The organism is Paenibacillus rhizophilus (genome assembly GCF_003854965.1).
GTDB lineage: Bacteria > Bacillota > Bacilli > Paenibacillales > Paenibacillaceae > Paenibacillus_AQ > Paenibacillus_AQ rhizophilus.
The window spans coordinates 866,366-881,237 of record NZ_RQPI01000001.1 but is presented as its reverse complement, the minus strand read 5'-3'; the positions used below and the strand labels follow the sequence as shown (position 1 = coordinate 881,237).

Below are 14,872 nucleotides of genomic sequence, written 5' to 3'. Positions count from 1 at the left end.
TCCCCGGTTATCCGGGGATTTTTTGTTTATCTTTCCTTCGTCGCCCGAGTCACCTTTGCTGTTCATTTCACATCCGGTGGAATCTAAGATTTGACAGCGGCTGCTATAATAAATACTAAACTAAAGCCGCTATATTATCTGCAGCAGGAAACGGAGGGTAAACCGCTATGACTTCATCCATTGCCGAAATCGATTCCGGCAGACAAGGGAGGGGATTATCGAGAGGAATTATTCTCATTCTCGCGATTACTTCCGGTTTGGGCGTGGCAAACCTTTATTACAATCAGCCCTTGCTCGCCGACATCGGACGCGCCTTCAGCGCGTCTCCGGGCGAAGTCGGCTATGTCTCCATGTTCACTCAAGTCGGCTATGCCCTGGGCATGCTGCTGTTCGTGCCGCTTGGAGATATCCGTGAAAAACGCAGCCTCATTTCGCTGCTGCTGGTCTGCGTTGCCCTTTCTTTAGTCGGCTTTGCCGAATCCCGCAGTCTCGGGTGGATGTATTTCGCCAGCTTTGCGATAGGATTCACGACTGTCGTTCCGCAGATCATCGTTCCGCTGGCGGCTCAGCTAGCAAAACCAGAGGAGAGGGGGAAGGTCATCGGGACGGTTATGAGCGGCCTGCTGTTCGGCGTCCTGCTTGCCCGCACCGTGTCGGGCATTGTCGGCGATCTGTTGGGCTGGAGATCCATGTACTGGATTGCGGCCGCCTTTATGCTGATTCTAGCGCTGATCATGTATCGTCTGCTTCCGGCCTCGAAGCCGATGGTCTCGGCCCATTACGGTGAATTGCTCCGCTCCATGCTTCAACTGGTTCGGAAGTACGCCACCCTGCGCGAGGCTTCCCTGATCGGCGCCTGCATGTTCGGCAGCTTCAGCGTGTTCTGGACATCACTGACCTTCTTCCTGGAAGGTCCGCCGTATCATTACACCAGTTCAATTGCCGGCCTGTTCGGACTCGTCGGCGTCACCGGAGCGGCCGGAGCGCCGGTCGTCGGACGGCTGGCTGACAGAGTTGCGCCCCAAAGAATGATCGGCGTTCTTGTTCTGCTGACGCTGTTGTCGTTCGTGCTGTTCGGCTTGACCGGATTTTCCATCGCTTTTCTGATTTCCGGCGTCGTCATTCTTGATCTCGGCATACAGGGGACCCAGGTCAGCAATCAGGCAAGAATTTATGCCCTTGACCCCGCCGCAAGGAGCCGCATCAACACGGTATTCATGGTCAGTACCTTCGCCGGCGGCTCCATCGGCTCGACGCTTGGCAGCTTCGCCTGGCATACCTGGGGCTGGACAGGCGTCTGTCTGACCGGCGGCGGACTGGTCTTTGCCGCGTTTGCCGTTTGGTCGGCGCACCGACTCTCCAGCCGAAAGCATTGATATTCTTGCGGGACTCCTGCAACCGGTCCTACTCAGCATCAGATACTCAGGTATCATCAGTACAAAGGTCCGCATGCCCGGGTGCTAAACGAGACCGAACTAACGGAGCGTGTTCCTATCCCCGCTAAGCCTAAAGGGGCTTAAGCCCGCTGCGGTATTCACTCGGAGATTGTCCGAACCAGCTGCGGAACTGCTTGGAGAAGTAGAGCGCGTCGTTAAAGCCGACGGACGATGAGACTTCATCAATCGTCAACGCTCTGCTTGCCAGCAGTTCCTTTGCTTTGTCCATCCTGATCTTCATCAGGTATTGCTTGGGGGATAGGCCGGTCCGTTCCTTGAAGGCTTTGGAGAAATGGGCCCGGTGGTAGCCCAGTGCGGAAGCGATCTGGCCGATTCCAAGCTGCTGATGATACTGCAGGGTTATCCAGCGTATAGCCTGCTCAACCTGACGGTCGATCATCTCCGGTTGCCGGGCGGACGCATTCTCCAAATTTCGGCTTGCAAGCCCCAATCTGTGAAAGAGCAATCTCAGCCAGCCCGAAGCTTCCAGGCTTTCCAGTCCGGGATAGGGCGATTGCTTGAAAGACAGCCGAATCTTTTGGTACAAGGAATGCAGAGCCGCCGGGTCGGCGCCCTGAAGCACCGGTTTCTCCGGTCTGAGTCCCGCTTCCTTCAGCAGCCGCAAGGCATGCTCTCCCTGAACCGCCACCCAAACATAATGCCATGGCGTTCGCCGGTCGGATTCGTAGCTGAATAATTTACCCGGCGAAATCATAAAGGTGTCCCCCGCCTGACATAAATAAGCATGACCCTCGCTTACGAACACGCCCTGACCGGACAGAACGGTATGAATCAAATAGTAATCGTGAACGGAAGGGCCGACTTTGTGGCCCGGCTTGGGACTGCCCTCTCCGCTGAACAGAACCGTGAGTTCTCCCGCCTCCGGCTGCAGGTTAATGCCGATTTCAAATTGATAATGATCGAAATTCATGGGACCCTCCAGCTTTAGAAAACCCTATATTTTTCTCAACACCTTAAATTAATTATACGACAAACCTCCATATGTTCCTTTTATTCCTCCATATAAATTTCGGGTACTCTGCTCTATAGTAGGAAGGGAAGAAAGGGAACGCAATCATCGACATACACGCATTTCCCTTGATTTATCAAGGTTTTTCCTAAAGATAATGCGCTGTACGGATGTATTCGTCACCCGATACAAGGAGGAATATGATCAATGTCCAAAATTACATTCATCGGAGCAGGAAGCACGGTTTTCGCCAAAAATGTACTAGGAGACTGCATGGCGACGCCCGCGCTTCAAGGGTTCGAGCTGGCGCTGTACGATATTGATTCCCGGCGTCTGTCGGATTCCGAGAATATGCTGCTCAACTTAAAACAAAGCGGCGGCAGCACCTGTGAAATCAAAGCCTACTCCGACCGCAAAGAGGCGCTGCGCGGAGCCAAATACGTGATCAACGCCATTCAGGTGGGCGGTTACGATCCCTGCACCATCACCGATTTTGAAATTCCGAAGAAATACGGCCTGCGTCAGACGATTGCCGACACCGTCGGCATCGGCGGCATTTTCCGCAACCTGCGCACGATTCCGGTTATGCTCGATTTTGCCGCAGATATCCGTGAAGTGTGTCCGGACGCGCTCTTTTTAAATTATACGAACCCGATGGCCGTGCTTACGAATGTGATGAATACGTACGGCGGCGTCAAGACGGTCGGCCTATGCCACAGCGTGCAGGTATGCGTGCCGCATCTGTTCGAGCATTTGGGCCTTGAGCAGGAAGGCGTTCAGGCGAAAATCGCCGGGATCAACCATATGGCATGGCTGCTGGAGGTTACGAAGGACGGCAAGGACCTGTATCCGGAAATTAAGAGACGGGCCGCCGAGAAGCAACGGGAACCCCATAACGACATGGTCCGCTATGAGATTATGCAGAAGTTCGGGTATTACAATACCGAATCTTCGGAACATACGGCGGAGTATCATCCTTACTTCATCAAGCGGAACTATCCCGAACTGATCGACCGTTTTCAAATTCCGCTGGACGAATATCCGCGCCGGTGCGTAGAACAGATCGGGCGCTGGGAGCATATGCGCGAAGAGCTGGTGAACAACCGCAATCTGGAGCATGCTCGCTCGCATGAGTACGCATCATATATCATGGAAGCAATCGAAACGAACGTTCCGTACAAAATCGGCGGCAACGTCATGAACACCGGCCTTATCACGAACCTGCCGAGGGAAGCGTGCGTTGAAGTGCCTTGTCTCGTCGACCGCAGCGGAGTCCAGCCGACCTTTATCGGAGACTTGCCGCCTCAGCTTGCAGCGCTGAACCTCACGAACATTAATACCCAGCTTCTGACCATCGAAGCGGCGATAACGCGCAAGAAAGAGCATATCTATCATGCGGCGATGCTCGATCCTCATACGGCCGCGGAGCTGTCCATGGACGACATTGTCAGCATGTGCAATGATCTGATTGCCGCACATGGGGATTGGCTCCCGCGCTATGAATAATTCCCAACTATAGCCCCATTTAAATCAGAGACCCGGTCTTTTAAACTCCGGGTTTCTTTTTATGTATAGTTTTCCCCCTCAGACAAAACCGGGTGTCATAATGGACAAGACAATTCCATATCCCTAAAACAAGTGATTTTTTCGGCAAAGGGGAGATCGAATTGAATGAATTCGTTGCCAGGTCGCTAGACGAAATACGATTTTGGTCCAGAATAATGAAGGAGCACTCCCTGTTTCTCGGATTAGGCTTTAGATGCGAGGATACTCAGCTAAAAGAGGAAGCAAACCGGTTTTATGCGATTTTTGAGGATATTGAGAGAAGATCCCACGAATTTCAGGTCAATGCCGATCCAAATACGATCCAGAAATTTAATACGGAAGTATGTATTGCAGCGACTCAGATTTGGGCGTTTAAGCGTAAGGTGCTTGGCCTGATCTTGCAATGTAAACTCCCCGGACAAACCAACTTCCCGCTGCTGGTAGACCATGTGAGCCGGGAAGCCAATTATTTCAGAAACCGCTTGGTAGAACTCAATACCGGAAATCTCGAACCTTTGCCAGATGCAATTATCGATGAAAATGTATTTTTCTTAAAAATCATGGCCGATCATGCCAAATTTATTGGTCATTTGCTTGATCCGTCTGAACGGAAATTGGTTGAACAAGCGCGAGAATTCAGCAATGATTTTGATATGCTGGTGTTCCAAGCGACAGATTTAAGCAGCATGCGCCCTCAATCTCAAACCGTACCGCTGCTCAGTCAATTCGTTGATGAGAACAAGGTCTCGGTGCAATCATTGCGCGATTTCAAGAAAACGGCGCGCGATTTAATCAATGATTGCCGGATCAAAAGCATTATTCATCCGCTGCTCGCGGATCATGTATTCCGCGAAGCCGAACGGTTCCTCTTTATTCTTGATATGTTCGATCGATCCTTATCGGGGGCAAGAGTAGACAAGAAGGAAATTCTGCATTAATTCTTTGGTTCATCGGAAAAAAGGCGCGCTGAAATCGGCTCGTCTTTTTTTGTGCGGGTGGGAAATCGTCAGATTTGCATAGCGCAAACATTTTTCGCACAGGCAACTTTGTTTGTCTGCCGTTATTTATTAACCTTGACGAAAAAACGTTTCTCTAGACCCACTTATATCCTAACTGATAGTATAAGCAGGTATGAAAGCGGATTGGAAGGGGCTTTATCTTAGAATGGATCAGCAAAGGTACGATAACTTGAAATTAGGCGAGCATGGCGCAATAGTTTGTATTATAGCTTACATCTGTTTATCTGCTTTATAATTAATCATTGGTTATGCAGCTAACTCCGAAGCTTTGAAGGCGGACGGTCTGAATAATGCGACGGATATTGTTGCATCCATTGCCGTGTTAATTGGTTTAAGATTGGCGCGGAAACCAGCAGACGAAGATCATCCGTATGGACACTGGAAATCGGAAACCGTAGCTTCTTTAATGGCTTCTTTTATCATGATGGCTGTAGGGTTGCAAGTGCTTTACGAAGCTGTTGTTTCTATGTTTCACGGAAAGGAACAATCTCCTGATCTCATTTCTGCATGGGCAGGGATTTTCTGCGCCATTGTAATGTACTGTGTATATCGATACAACAAAAAACTGGCACTCAAAATAAACAGTCAAGCCGTTATGGCCGCAGCAAAAGATAATATTTCTGATGCATATGTGAGTATTGGAGCGGTAGTTGGGATCATCGGTTCCCAATTTAATTTGCCTTGGCTAGATCCGCTTACAGCTGTTGCAGTTGGATTCATTATTTGTAGAACGGCTTGGGAAATTTTCCGTGAAGCATCCCACTATTTGACTGATGGTTTTGATGAGAATATGATTCAATCATTCAAAGAAACCGTATTGAACGTAAGAGGAGTAGAGGGAGTTAAAGAAATAAGAGCAAGAAATTACGGAAGCAATGCGGTCGTAGACGTTGTATTGCTTGTTGGGGCAAAACTGGAGTTTCAAGAAGCTCATGAAATCGCAACACGGGTTGAAGATGAATTAAAGTGTAATTCTGATGTTTATGATGTTCATGTTCATTATGAGCCTGCAAAAGTAGCCAAGGCATAAAAAGAGCTTTAGTGCCAATACAACATTTTACAATAAAGAAAGCAAGGGGATTGGTCTTGAAAATATTGACTTTGAACACCCATGCATGGATGGAAACCGACCAGCTTCAGAAGATAGAACACTTGGCCGATTTTATCAGGGAACAGCAGTTTGATGTCATCGCTCTGCAGGAGGTCAACCAGTCCAAGGAGGAGGAGGCGCTGTCCGCCTGCGATTTGGAACGTTTCTTTCGGGCCGAACCGGACACGGTGGTCAGACAGGATAATTACGCCTTCGTCCTTCTGCAAAAGCTGGGTATTCCCTATTATTGGACATGGATACCGGTACATACGGGATTTGAAAAGTACGACGAAGGTTTGGCGATCTTGACGCTCACCCCCGTTATCGACGCATTCAGCGAGTACGTGTCGGTCATACGGGATTACGAAAACTACCGCACGCGGAAGATTGTCGGAGTCAAAGCAGAGGCCGGCGGGGAGGAAACCTGGTTTGTGAGCGGTCATTTCGGCTGGTGGAATGATGAAGTGGAGCCATTCAGGGGACAATGGGATGCCGCGCAGGCCAAGTTGGACACGCTAAAGGCATTGCCGGTGTTTATCATGGGCGATTTCAACAATGTAGCGGAAATTCGTCACGAAGGCTATGATTACGTCGCCCAAAAAGGCTGGAACGACCTCTATGCGTCAGCATCATTTAAAGACGACGGAGCCACGGTCACCAAAGCCATCAAGGGCTGGGATGAGAACGAGGGCAAACTGCGCATTGATTATATTTTCTCCAATCGGCCGCTTCAGGCTAAATCCTGCCATGTCGTCATGAACGGCATTCGGGGAGCGGTCGTCTCGGATCATTTCGGGGTCGCCGCTGAGCTGTAGTTTCATTCTCAAGTGTCTGTATAGGAGCGTTCCATACACGAAAGCAGCCGGTTAGGGAATAAACTTCCCAGACCGGCTGCTGGCCGTTAATCGCCAAGTATATTTAAAGCGCTTCACAGTATATCCGGCAAATTATACGATTTTTGTCACAAAAAATCTGACATCATTTATTTACAATAACCCCCCCGGGGGGATATTATGGTGAGAACAATTCTCAACATTTGGTTTAAAACTTTGGGAGGGAACAGAGAAATGGGAGAAGTCATACTGGGAAGTGAACAAGAGGAGAAGAGGCCGTTTAAGGCAATCTGGGAGCAGCATGGAGGCTTGTTCATCGCAGCAGCCTGTCTGCTGTTTATCGGGATTGCCTGGATGATGGGCAGAAACGGGCAGGGAACGGTGGAAGTCATCTTTTTCATTCTGGCCTATGTTGTCGGCGGATACCGGAAAGCATGGGAAGGGCTGGAAACCCTGATCAAAGAAAAGGACCTTGATGTAGACCTCCTGATGGTTGTCGCGGCATTAGGCGCTGCGGGCATCGGATACTGGCTGGACGGCGCGGTGTTGATCTTTATTTTTTGTCTGAGCGGCGCGCTGGAGGATTATACGATGGAGAAGACGAACCAGGATATCGCCTCCATTCTGAAGTACCGGCCGGAAGAGGCGGTTCTCCTCAAGGACGGCGGCGAGGTCAAGATCCGGGCGGCCCAGCTGCAAAAAGGCGATGTCGTGCTCGTCAGACCGGGTGAGCGCATTCCGTGCGACGGCCACATTCTGGAAGGACAATCGGCGGTAGACCAATCCTCCATTACGGGTGAATCCATTCCCGTCGATCTCGCTGCTGGCGATACCGTCTTCGCGGGTACGATCAATGGCCAGGGCGCACTGCGGATTCATACCGATGCGGGCGCGGAGGACACGCTGCTGGCACGAATCATCCATCTTGTGCAGGAGGCCAAGAATGAGCTGCCGCAAGCCAGTTGTTCGTGGAGCGTTTTGAGGGCATCTATGCCAAAAGCGTGGTTGCAGCGGCCCTGCTGCTGATGGTCGCGCCTCCGTTTCTCTTTGGCTGGTCTTGGGAAAACACGGTTTACCGGGCGATGATCTTTCTTGTAGTCGCTTCGCCATGTGCTCTTGTATCCTCGATCATGCCTGCGATTCTGTCCGGCATTTCCAATGCCGCCCGCAAAGGCGTATTGTTTAAGGGCGGGGTCCATCTGGAGCAAATAGGGGAAGTGAAAGTGGTCGCTTTTGACAAAACGGGAACGCTGACCGGGGGCAAACCGAAGCTTACGGACTGCATTCCTTCCGAAGGCCACAGCGAACAAGAGCTGCTTACGCTCGCCGCTTCCCTGGAGTATTTGTCGGAGCATCCGATCGCCAAGGCCGTTGTCGATTATGCCAAGGATGCCGGGATTCCATTCGAATCGGCGTCGGATATGCAGGCCGTACCGGGAATGGGAGTCAGCGGAACCGTTAACGGCAGGAATTGCCGCATCGGCAAAAAGGAGCTGCTCGCGAGCCTGAATATGGACGATGCTATGCTGCAAACGGCGGGCAAGCTTGAGGCGGACGGAAAGACGGTGATCTTCGTTGAGTCGGGTGGCACACTGACCGGTATGCTGGCGGTACAGGATATTCTGCGTCCCGGCGTACGGGAAGCCGTCCTGAAGCTGAAGAGCATGAACCAAAAGGTCGTTATGCTCACCGGGGACGCAAAGCTCACGGCGGAGGCCATCGGACGGGCCGCCGGCGTGGACGAGGTTCACGCGGAACTGATGCCCGATCACAAGCTTGCGCTGATCCGGCAGTTAACCGAGCAGCACGGCAAGGTCGCCATGGTCGGCGACGGCGTTAACGATGCGCCCGCGCTGGCGGCTTCCGCCGTAGGAATCGCTATGGGCTCTGGAGGAACCGATGTAGCGCTGGAGACGGCGAATGTTGTGCTGATGACCGACGACATTTCCAAAATTCCTTTTGCCATATCGCTTGGACGACGCGCGCGCAGGGTCATCCGGCAAAATATATCTTTTGCGCTCGCCGTGATTGCCATATTGGTCGTATCCAACTTCTGGGGCTGCATCAATCTGCCCTCCGGCGTGGTCGGCCACGAAGGAAGCACACTGGCCGTGATCTTGAGCGGGCTAAGACTGCTTCGCTGATCTCTCTTGACCCGAGAAGAAGGGAATTGCCCCTCAGAATCAACTCTTGATATAATAACGGCATGGCCATCATATGAAGTAGCCGAAATAGGACCAATCGGAGGGGTGCGCACATGGTTCGGGAATCCGGTGATCACGAACACAATTTTGATCATAAGTACCGCAAGCAGATCGTCAACAGATTAGCCCGGATTGAAGGCCATATACGTGCAGTCAAGGAAATGACCGCCGAAGACCGGGATTGCTCCGAAGTGCTGCTGCAAATCGCAGCCGTGCAAAAGGCGCTGGACAAGGCCGCCAAGATGCTGCTAAAGGATCATCTGGAGAACTGTGTCGTCAAAGCGGTTCATCACGGCAATGAGAGTAAGGTTCTTGAGGATCTCACCAAAGCGCTGGACAGCTACATCCGGTGACATGTAAATATCGAAACAAGCCCTGATGGTTCATCAGGGCTTTGTTTATTTTTGCATAATTTTCGCGAATGGGTAATTAATAATACTAATGCTTATATAAAAAGGAGCCCTCCCATGAACCCAGACCCCGTTGTGCTTATCGTATCTTCCGCGTTTGGAGACGGCCATGCCAAGGTGGCCCAGGCCATTGAACAGTCGTTCAAATCAAGAGGCGTTGACCGGGTGCACACTGTGGACCTCTTTGCCGAAGTCCATCCTTGGCTGAACGGGGTTTCCCGGGCCTTTTATTTGAAAAGCTTCGTCTATGCCCCGAATCTTTACGGTTTGATATACAACGCAACCAGCGGGATGAAGCCGGACTATCCCTTCGGCAGGCTTCTGCATTCGATGGGAAAGCGAAAAGCGAAAGAGGTATTGGAAGAAATCCGGCCCGACGTGATCATTCACACTTTTCCGTATCTGGCCGCTTCACAGCTTGGCAGAGAGTCGGCGATCCAGCTTCCGGTCTTTACCGTTTTGACAGATTATGTTCTGCACGGCAGATGGATTCATCCCCACACGACGAAGTATTTTATCCCCTTGGAAAGTATAAAAGAGGCGATGCTGTCGTCAGGTGTTGATGAACAGGCGATTACGGTCAGCGGGATTCCGATTCGCGAGGCATTCATGCGGTCTCCGGATCGGGCCGAGGTTCTGCGGAAGCATAGGTTAAAGGATAACCAGCGCTATATTCTCCTTGCTGGGGGAGCGTACGGGGTCATGGCAAGAATCAGGAATATTTTAAAAAGCGTGCTTGTCCATACCGACTTTGATTTTATCGTGCTCTGCGGGAATAACGACCGGCTTCGCGAGTCTCTGGAGGACACTTACAGGGATAACAGCCGCGTTCACATCCTGGGATATACAGACGATGTACATGAACTGATGAGTATTTCCTTTTGCCTGCTGACCAAAGCGGGAGGGGTGACGCTTACCGAGGCGTTCGCGATGTTATTGCCCGTTATTGTGTACCGTCCGCTCCCTGGTCAGGAAGCCGGTAATGCAGAATCTCTCTCCATGCAAAAAGCCATTTACACCGCCTGCAATGAAAGGGAATTACTGGACCGGCTCCGGAGACTTGGAATCCAACCTTTCCGGGAGGAGATAGAGCGGCAAATGAAGGCCATTTCCCGGACAGAATCTTCCAGCCGCATTGTCGATGAGGTATTGAATGCGATTAAGGAACGTCCGTCATATGCCGGGCGGATCTTTAAGAAAACAGAAGGTAAAGGGAAGGCAAAGAACGCCCACGGATATCGGTAGGAAAGCAGCTTGTCTCTGCCGGCCATTGTCCGCTTGGCGTTTTTTTGTTTGCATCGGAACCGACTTTGCTCCAAAATATAGATATATTTGGAGAGAAGGAGAAAATTACCTATGGTTCGGACTCAAAGAAAGATCGGAATCTTGCTGCTTGTTTTCTTGACGGTTGTCGCAATTGCGCCGTCAGCATTGTTTGCCGCTCCGAAGCCCGTCGCTAAGGAAATGCCGATTTCGATCGGCAATTACTATGTGCTCTTTCCCGGGGAACTTGCGCCTTATGTGAAATCCGGAAAATGGATGGTGCCGATTCGGGCATTTTGCGAAGTCATTGGAGCTGATATGAGTTACAATCCAAAAGCCCGAAGCGTATCCGTCTCTCTGCTCGGCGAGAAGGTGCAGGGCATTAAAGCGGGTCAACTGGCCGCAGTGTTTGAAGGCGATCTGGCATGGTCGTTAGGGGCTGCCCCGGAACTGCGGAACGGCGTGCTTTTTGTGCCGGCGGCTCCAATTTTGAACGCCCTAAAGGTGTATCGCTCGGAGATAATTTCAGGAAATACTGGTAAATCCACACTGGCGATTAAAGCGAAGGAGGATGTGCTGCTCCGACGGATTGTCCCTGCTCCTTCCGCAGATTCATTTCCCTCGGAAACCACGTTCCATCCTTATCCTTTCTATCCGGAGACGCTGTCACAGGAAAAGAAAGGTAAGGAATACCTTGTTACCCTGAATGTGCAGAACACATCCGGTTTTGTCATTTCCAAGGACAGTACGGAGCTGGAACTGACGTTCGTTGATGAAAAGGGGAACGCTGTCGTACGCAAGATTAACGGAACAAGCGCTCAGGTTCCGAAAGCCGGACAGGTATCATTCAAATTTACCGTTCCGCAAAAGGCCGACTATATCCTGTTCCGGGCGCGGATCGTAAAATCGCAGTAATTTTTATTTTCACTAGGGGGAGCCGTATGATTCGTAAGCTGACGGAAGAGGACCGCGAGGGATTACTGGCTTTTTTGGGAAAAGAGCCGGCGCTTAATTTATTCCTGATTGCGGATGTGGAGAACTTCGGTTTTGAACAGGATTTTCAGGAAGTATGGGGGGAATTTGGCCCGGCGGATGCGCAGCCCATGGCGGTTCTGCTCCGCTATGAACACAGCTATATCCCGTATGCGGACGGGCCGTTCAATGTGCAGGGGTTTGCCGAAATTATGCTGCAGGACGGTAAGATGGAGATGTTATCAGGCTCGTCCTCTCTTGTGAACCTGTTCAGCGGGGTGATTAACTTCCGTAAAGAGAAAAGTCTTTATTTTGCGGAACTGAAAGAGCTGAACCCAGAGGCAAGCGCTCGGTTTGACACGGAGACCTGTGTGAAGCGGGCAACGATTCAAGATGTGGAATCCATATGTTCGCTCATGGACGGGATAGAGGAGTTCGACGTTAATCCGGAAAGCTCGCGCCGGAGCCTAAGACGGACACTGGAGACCGGAACGGGGCGCACTTATTTCGTCGAACGGACTGGTCAAGTAGCTGCGTCGGCTTCGAGTACGGCAGAGAATTCGATGTCCGCCATGGTAATCAGCGTAGCGACGCATCCGGCATACCGGGGACAGGGATTGGCCACATCCGTAATCAGTAAGCTATGCGCCGAGCTGGTGAGTGAAGGGAAAGCGCTGTGCCTCTTTTACGATAATCCGGACGCAGCCTCCATATACAAACGGATTGGCTTCCGCGACATCGGCTCCTGGTCGATGATGTACAGATAACGATATTTCAAATTGGTCATATGCTTAAAAATCAAACGAAGGAGCGAGTAACGCTTGCATGAAGAAAACCGGTTACAAGTCCATCGCATTAGATATTGCCGGACGAATCGTCAGCGGTGAATTTCCCGTCAACAGCAAAATTTCGGGACGTTCCATTCTGGCTGGAAAATATCAAGTTTCACCCGAAACGATCCGCAAGGCCATCGGGTTGTTGAAAGAAGAGAATATCGTGTCCGTGTCCCAGGGAAAAGAATCGGACTTCTGGCGATCGTTTTTGTACGGAAGTACCTGCCGACAAAACTAAGAAAGCAATGGCTGAACGAGAGCTTGAATTAAGCGGATTTGTTCAATGAAGTCTGTCGGACAATTTTTGAAATATTAAGGCAAACTGTGAGTATGAGATCCGTTATAAGTTGTAATACAACCTAAAACGGCGGCCTTTCCCCGAAACTATAAAGGGGAGAGGCCGCCGTTTAATGTCTATATGGCGATGACGGATAAATGACGAATATCTTGTTGTAAGGGTTATCCGTTTTCTATTTGCATAGCCGGACCAAAGAACTCGTGATGAATCTGGTCTTCCTTCATGCCCATCGCCCGCAATTCGCGAATGATGGATTCCATGAACGGAACCGGTCCGCACACATACACTTCTCCGGTGGTATCGACGAACTCTTCCAGAACTTTACGCGAGATGAAGCTGTTCGGCTCATCCGAATAGAACGTTTTGTTCTTCACATTGCTCATGCTCGCTGCATGTTTTTCAACATCGCTTCTAAAAGCAGCAAGCGCTTCATTACGCGCAGCGTGCAGAAAGACAGTCGGCCGGTCAGGCGTTGCGGTTGCTACTGTTTCTAACATACTCATCATAGGCGTGATGCCGACACCGCCTGAAATAAAAGCCACAGGCGTTGTTTTCGCTGCATCAAGCACGAATTCACCGGCAGGAGCGCTGACTTCGACGATATCCCCTTCATTGACCCGCTCGTGAAGAAAGATGGAGACGACGCCATTCGGATCTTTGTCTGCCTCGCGTTTTACGGAGATTCGGAACTCGTCCGGCTTTGGCGCCTGTGAAAGGCTGTATTGACGAATCATCGTGTATTTCTCACCCGGTATCGACACGCGAATGGAGATGAACTGACCCGGTTTATACTCCGGAACGTTAGTGCCGTCTGCCGGTTTTAGGTAGAATGATGTGATAGTGTCGCTTTCTTTTACTTTCCGCGAAACTGTGAACGATTTAAAGAAGTTCCAGCCGTTTTCTTGTTCCCGCGATTCTTTGTACATGTTCGCTTCTACGCTTATAAAGGCATCAGCAATGACACCGTATGCTTCCGCCCACGCGCCCAGAATGTCATCCGTTGCCGCATCGCCTAATACTTCCTTGATCGCTTCCAGCAAATGCTCGCCGACGATCGGATAATGCTCCGCCTTGATACCGAGGCTTACGTGCTTATGTGCGATTTGGACAACGGCAGGCAGAATGTTCTCCAGGTTATCAATGTGGACTGCCGCCGCATATACCGTATTCGCGAGGGCTGCCTGTTGGCGTCCCTGAGCCTGGTTTGCATGGTTGAAAATGTTTAGAAGTTCAGGATGAGCGGCAAACATATTCCGGTAAAACACCGATGTGATTTTTGTGCCGTGCTCCGCCAAGACAGGTGCTGTCGATTTGACGATATCTCTTGTTCCTTGGGATAATATGATAAGTCACTCCTTTTTTCATTTCTATAGATCTACTATAAGCTTATCCTAAATTTAAAGATATATTTAAAATACAACTTTAACAAAATGGACAAAATATCAAGGCGGGTGTGTAACAATGATCATATACTATAATGCCCGATGGGAGGATGAAAATGAGGCTTACCATGTACACCGATTTTTCTTTACGGATTCTTCTTTATTTGGGGACGAAGGTGCGAAAGGAACGGTCAACCATTCAGGAAATATCGGATGCATATAATATATCCAAAAATCATTTAGTGAAAGTTGCCCATGAACTCGGCAAAGCGGGGTTTATCGAAACAGTTAGGGGAAGGGGAGGCGGAATCCGGCTGGCGCATGCACCCGAAGAAATCAATATCGGTGAAGTCATTCGGAGGATGGAGGACGATTTCCACCTCGTCGAATGTTTCAACCCCGAGGGGAACCATTGTCCGATTACCCCGGTATGTGGGCTGAAAGGAGTCCTTGGTAAAGCATTAGATGCTTATTTGCAAGTGCTTGACGAATATACCCTCGAGGATTTGCTGACGAACAAAAACGGGCTGAAAATGATTTTGCAGCGGTAGAATATCGATACTTAGAGATTTTGACCGAGTCTGACGCACACTTTGAGAAATCAAAAATACTCATGC

General features: G+C 50.4%; 14 protein-coding genes and 1 pseudogene. 13 read left to right on the top strand and 2 right to left on the bottom strand.

What is annotated here, in order from left to right:
• Positions 1-167: 167 nt before the first annotated feature.
• Positions 168-1,376, top strand: a complete 1,209-nt coding sequence (locus EH198_RS04125) for an MFS transporter (RefSeq protein ID WP_124694245.1) — start codon at positions 168-170, stop codon at positions 1,374-1,376.
• Between the two features lie 130 nt (positions 1,377-1,506).
• On the opposite strand, the gene EH198_RS04120 is transcribed toward EH198_RS04125, so the two are convergent.
• Positions 1,507-2,367: a helix-turn-helix transcriptional regulator gene (locus tag EH198_RS04120; RefSeq protein ID WP_124694244.1), complete on the bottom strand. Its 861-nt coding sequence runs from the start codon at positions 2,365-2,367 to the stop codon at positions 1,507-1,509.
• 246 nt (positions 2,368-2,613) lie between these two features.
• Between EH198_RS04120 and melA the strand changes: the two genes are divergently transcribed.
• The 11 genes and pseudogenes from melA to EH198_RS04070 all read left to right on the top strand — a co-directional run bounded on the left by melA (position 2,614) and on the right by EH198_RS04070 (position 12,813).
• Positions 2,614-3,912 (top strand): alpha-glucosidase/alpha-galactosidase, encoded by a 1,299-nt coding sequence (gene melA / locus EH198_RS04115; protein ID WP_124694243.1) that lies wholly within the window; start codon positions 2,614-2,616, stop codon positions 3,910-3,912.
• A 161-nt stretch (positions 3,913-4,073) separates the two neighbouring features.
• On the top strand, positions 4,074-4,889 hold the full coding sequence (locus tag EH198_RS04110) for a DUF2935 domain-containing protein (protein WP_124694242.1): 816 nt from the start codon (positions 4,074-4,076) through the stop codon (positions 4,887-4,889).
• A 226-nt stretch (positions 4,890-5,115) separates the two neighbouring features.
• Positions 5,116-6,000: pseudogene (locus EH198_RS04105) on the top strand (cation diffusion facilitator family transporter).
• A 56-nt stretch (positions 6,001-6,056) separates the two neighbouring features.
• Positions 6,057-6,875 (top strand): endonuclease/exonuclease/phosphatase family protein, encoded by an 819-nt coding sequence (locus tag EH198_RS04100; protein ID WP_124694241.1) that lies wholly within the window; start codon positions 6,057-6,059, stop codon positions 6,873-6,875.
• 252 nt (positions 6,876-7,127) lie between these two features.
• A complete protein-coding gene (locus EH198_RS25285) occupies positions 7,128-7,919 on the top strand; it encodes an HAD-IC family P-type ATPase (RefSeq protein WP_281277988.1) in 792 nt (263 codons plus the stop codon).
• Entirely contained in the window at positions 7,862-9,037 is a 1,176-nt protein-coding gene (locus tag EH198_RS04095) for a heavy metal translocating P-type ATPase (protein WP_281277987.1), read from the top strand. Before EH198_RS25285 ends, EH198_RS04095 begins: the two co-directional genes overlap by 58 nt.
• Positions 9,038-9,150: 113 nt before the next feature.
• Entirely contained in the window at positions 9,151-9,450 is a 300-nt protein-coding gene (locus EH198_RS04090; RefSeq protein WP_124694240.1) for a metal-sensing transcriptional repressor, read from the top strand.
• Positions 9,451-9,564: 114 nt separating this feature from the next.
• Positions 9,565-10,752: an MGDG synthase family glycosyltransferase gene (locus EH198_RS04085; protein WP_124694239.1), complete on the top strand. Its 1,188-nt coding sequence runs from the start codon at positions 9,565-9,567 to the stop codon at positions 10,750-10,752.
• Between the two features lie 111 nt (positions 10,753-10,863).
• A complete protein-coding gene (locus tag EH198_RS04080; RefSeq protein WP_124694238.1) occupies positions 10,864-11,685 on the top strand; it encodes a stalk domain-containing protein in 822 nt (273 codons plus the stop codon).
• Positions 11,686-11,711: 26 nt separating this feature from the next.
• The gene (locus EH198_RS04075) at positions 11,712-12,509 is read left to right on the top strand and encodes a GNAT family N-acetyltransferase (RefSeq protein ID WP_124694237.1); all 798 of its coding nucleotides are present in this window, start codon (positions 11,712-11,714) and stop codon (positions 12,507-12,509) included.
• Between the two features lie 58 nt (positions 12,510-12,567).
• The gene (locus tag EH198_RS04070; RefSeq protein WP_246014083.1) at positions 12,568-12,813 is read left to right on the top strand and encodes a GntR family transcriptional regulator; all 246 of its coding nucleotides are present in this window, start codon (positions 12,568-12,570) and stop codon (positions 12,811-12,813) included.
• A 221-nt stretch (positions 12,814-13,034) separates the two neighbouring features.
• On the opposite strand, the gene hmpA is transcribed toward EH198_RS04070, so the two are convergent.
• On the bottom strand, positions 13,035-14,216 hold the full coding sequence (gene hmpA, locus EH198_RS04065; RefSeq protein ID WP_124694236.1) for an NO-inducible flavohemoprotein: 1,182 nt from the start codon (positions 14,214-14,216) through the stop codon (positions 13,035-13,037).
• Between the two features lie 155 nt (positions 14,217-14,371).
• Here hmpA and EH198_RS04060 point away from each other — a divergent pair, with 155 nt between their 5' ends.
• Complete coding sequence (locus EH198_RS04060) at positions 14,372-14,806, top strand: RrF2 family transcriptional regulator (RefSeq protein WP_124694235.1); 435 nt, start codon at positions 14,372-14,374, stop codon at positions 14,804-14,806.
• Positions 14,807-14,872: the final 66 nt, after the last annotated feature.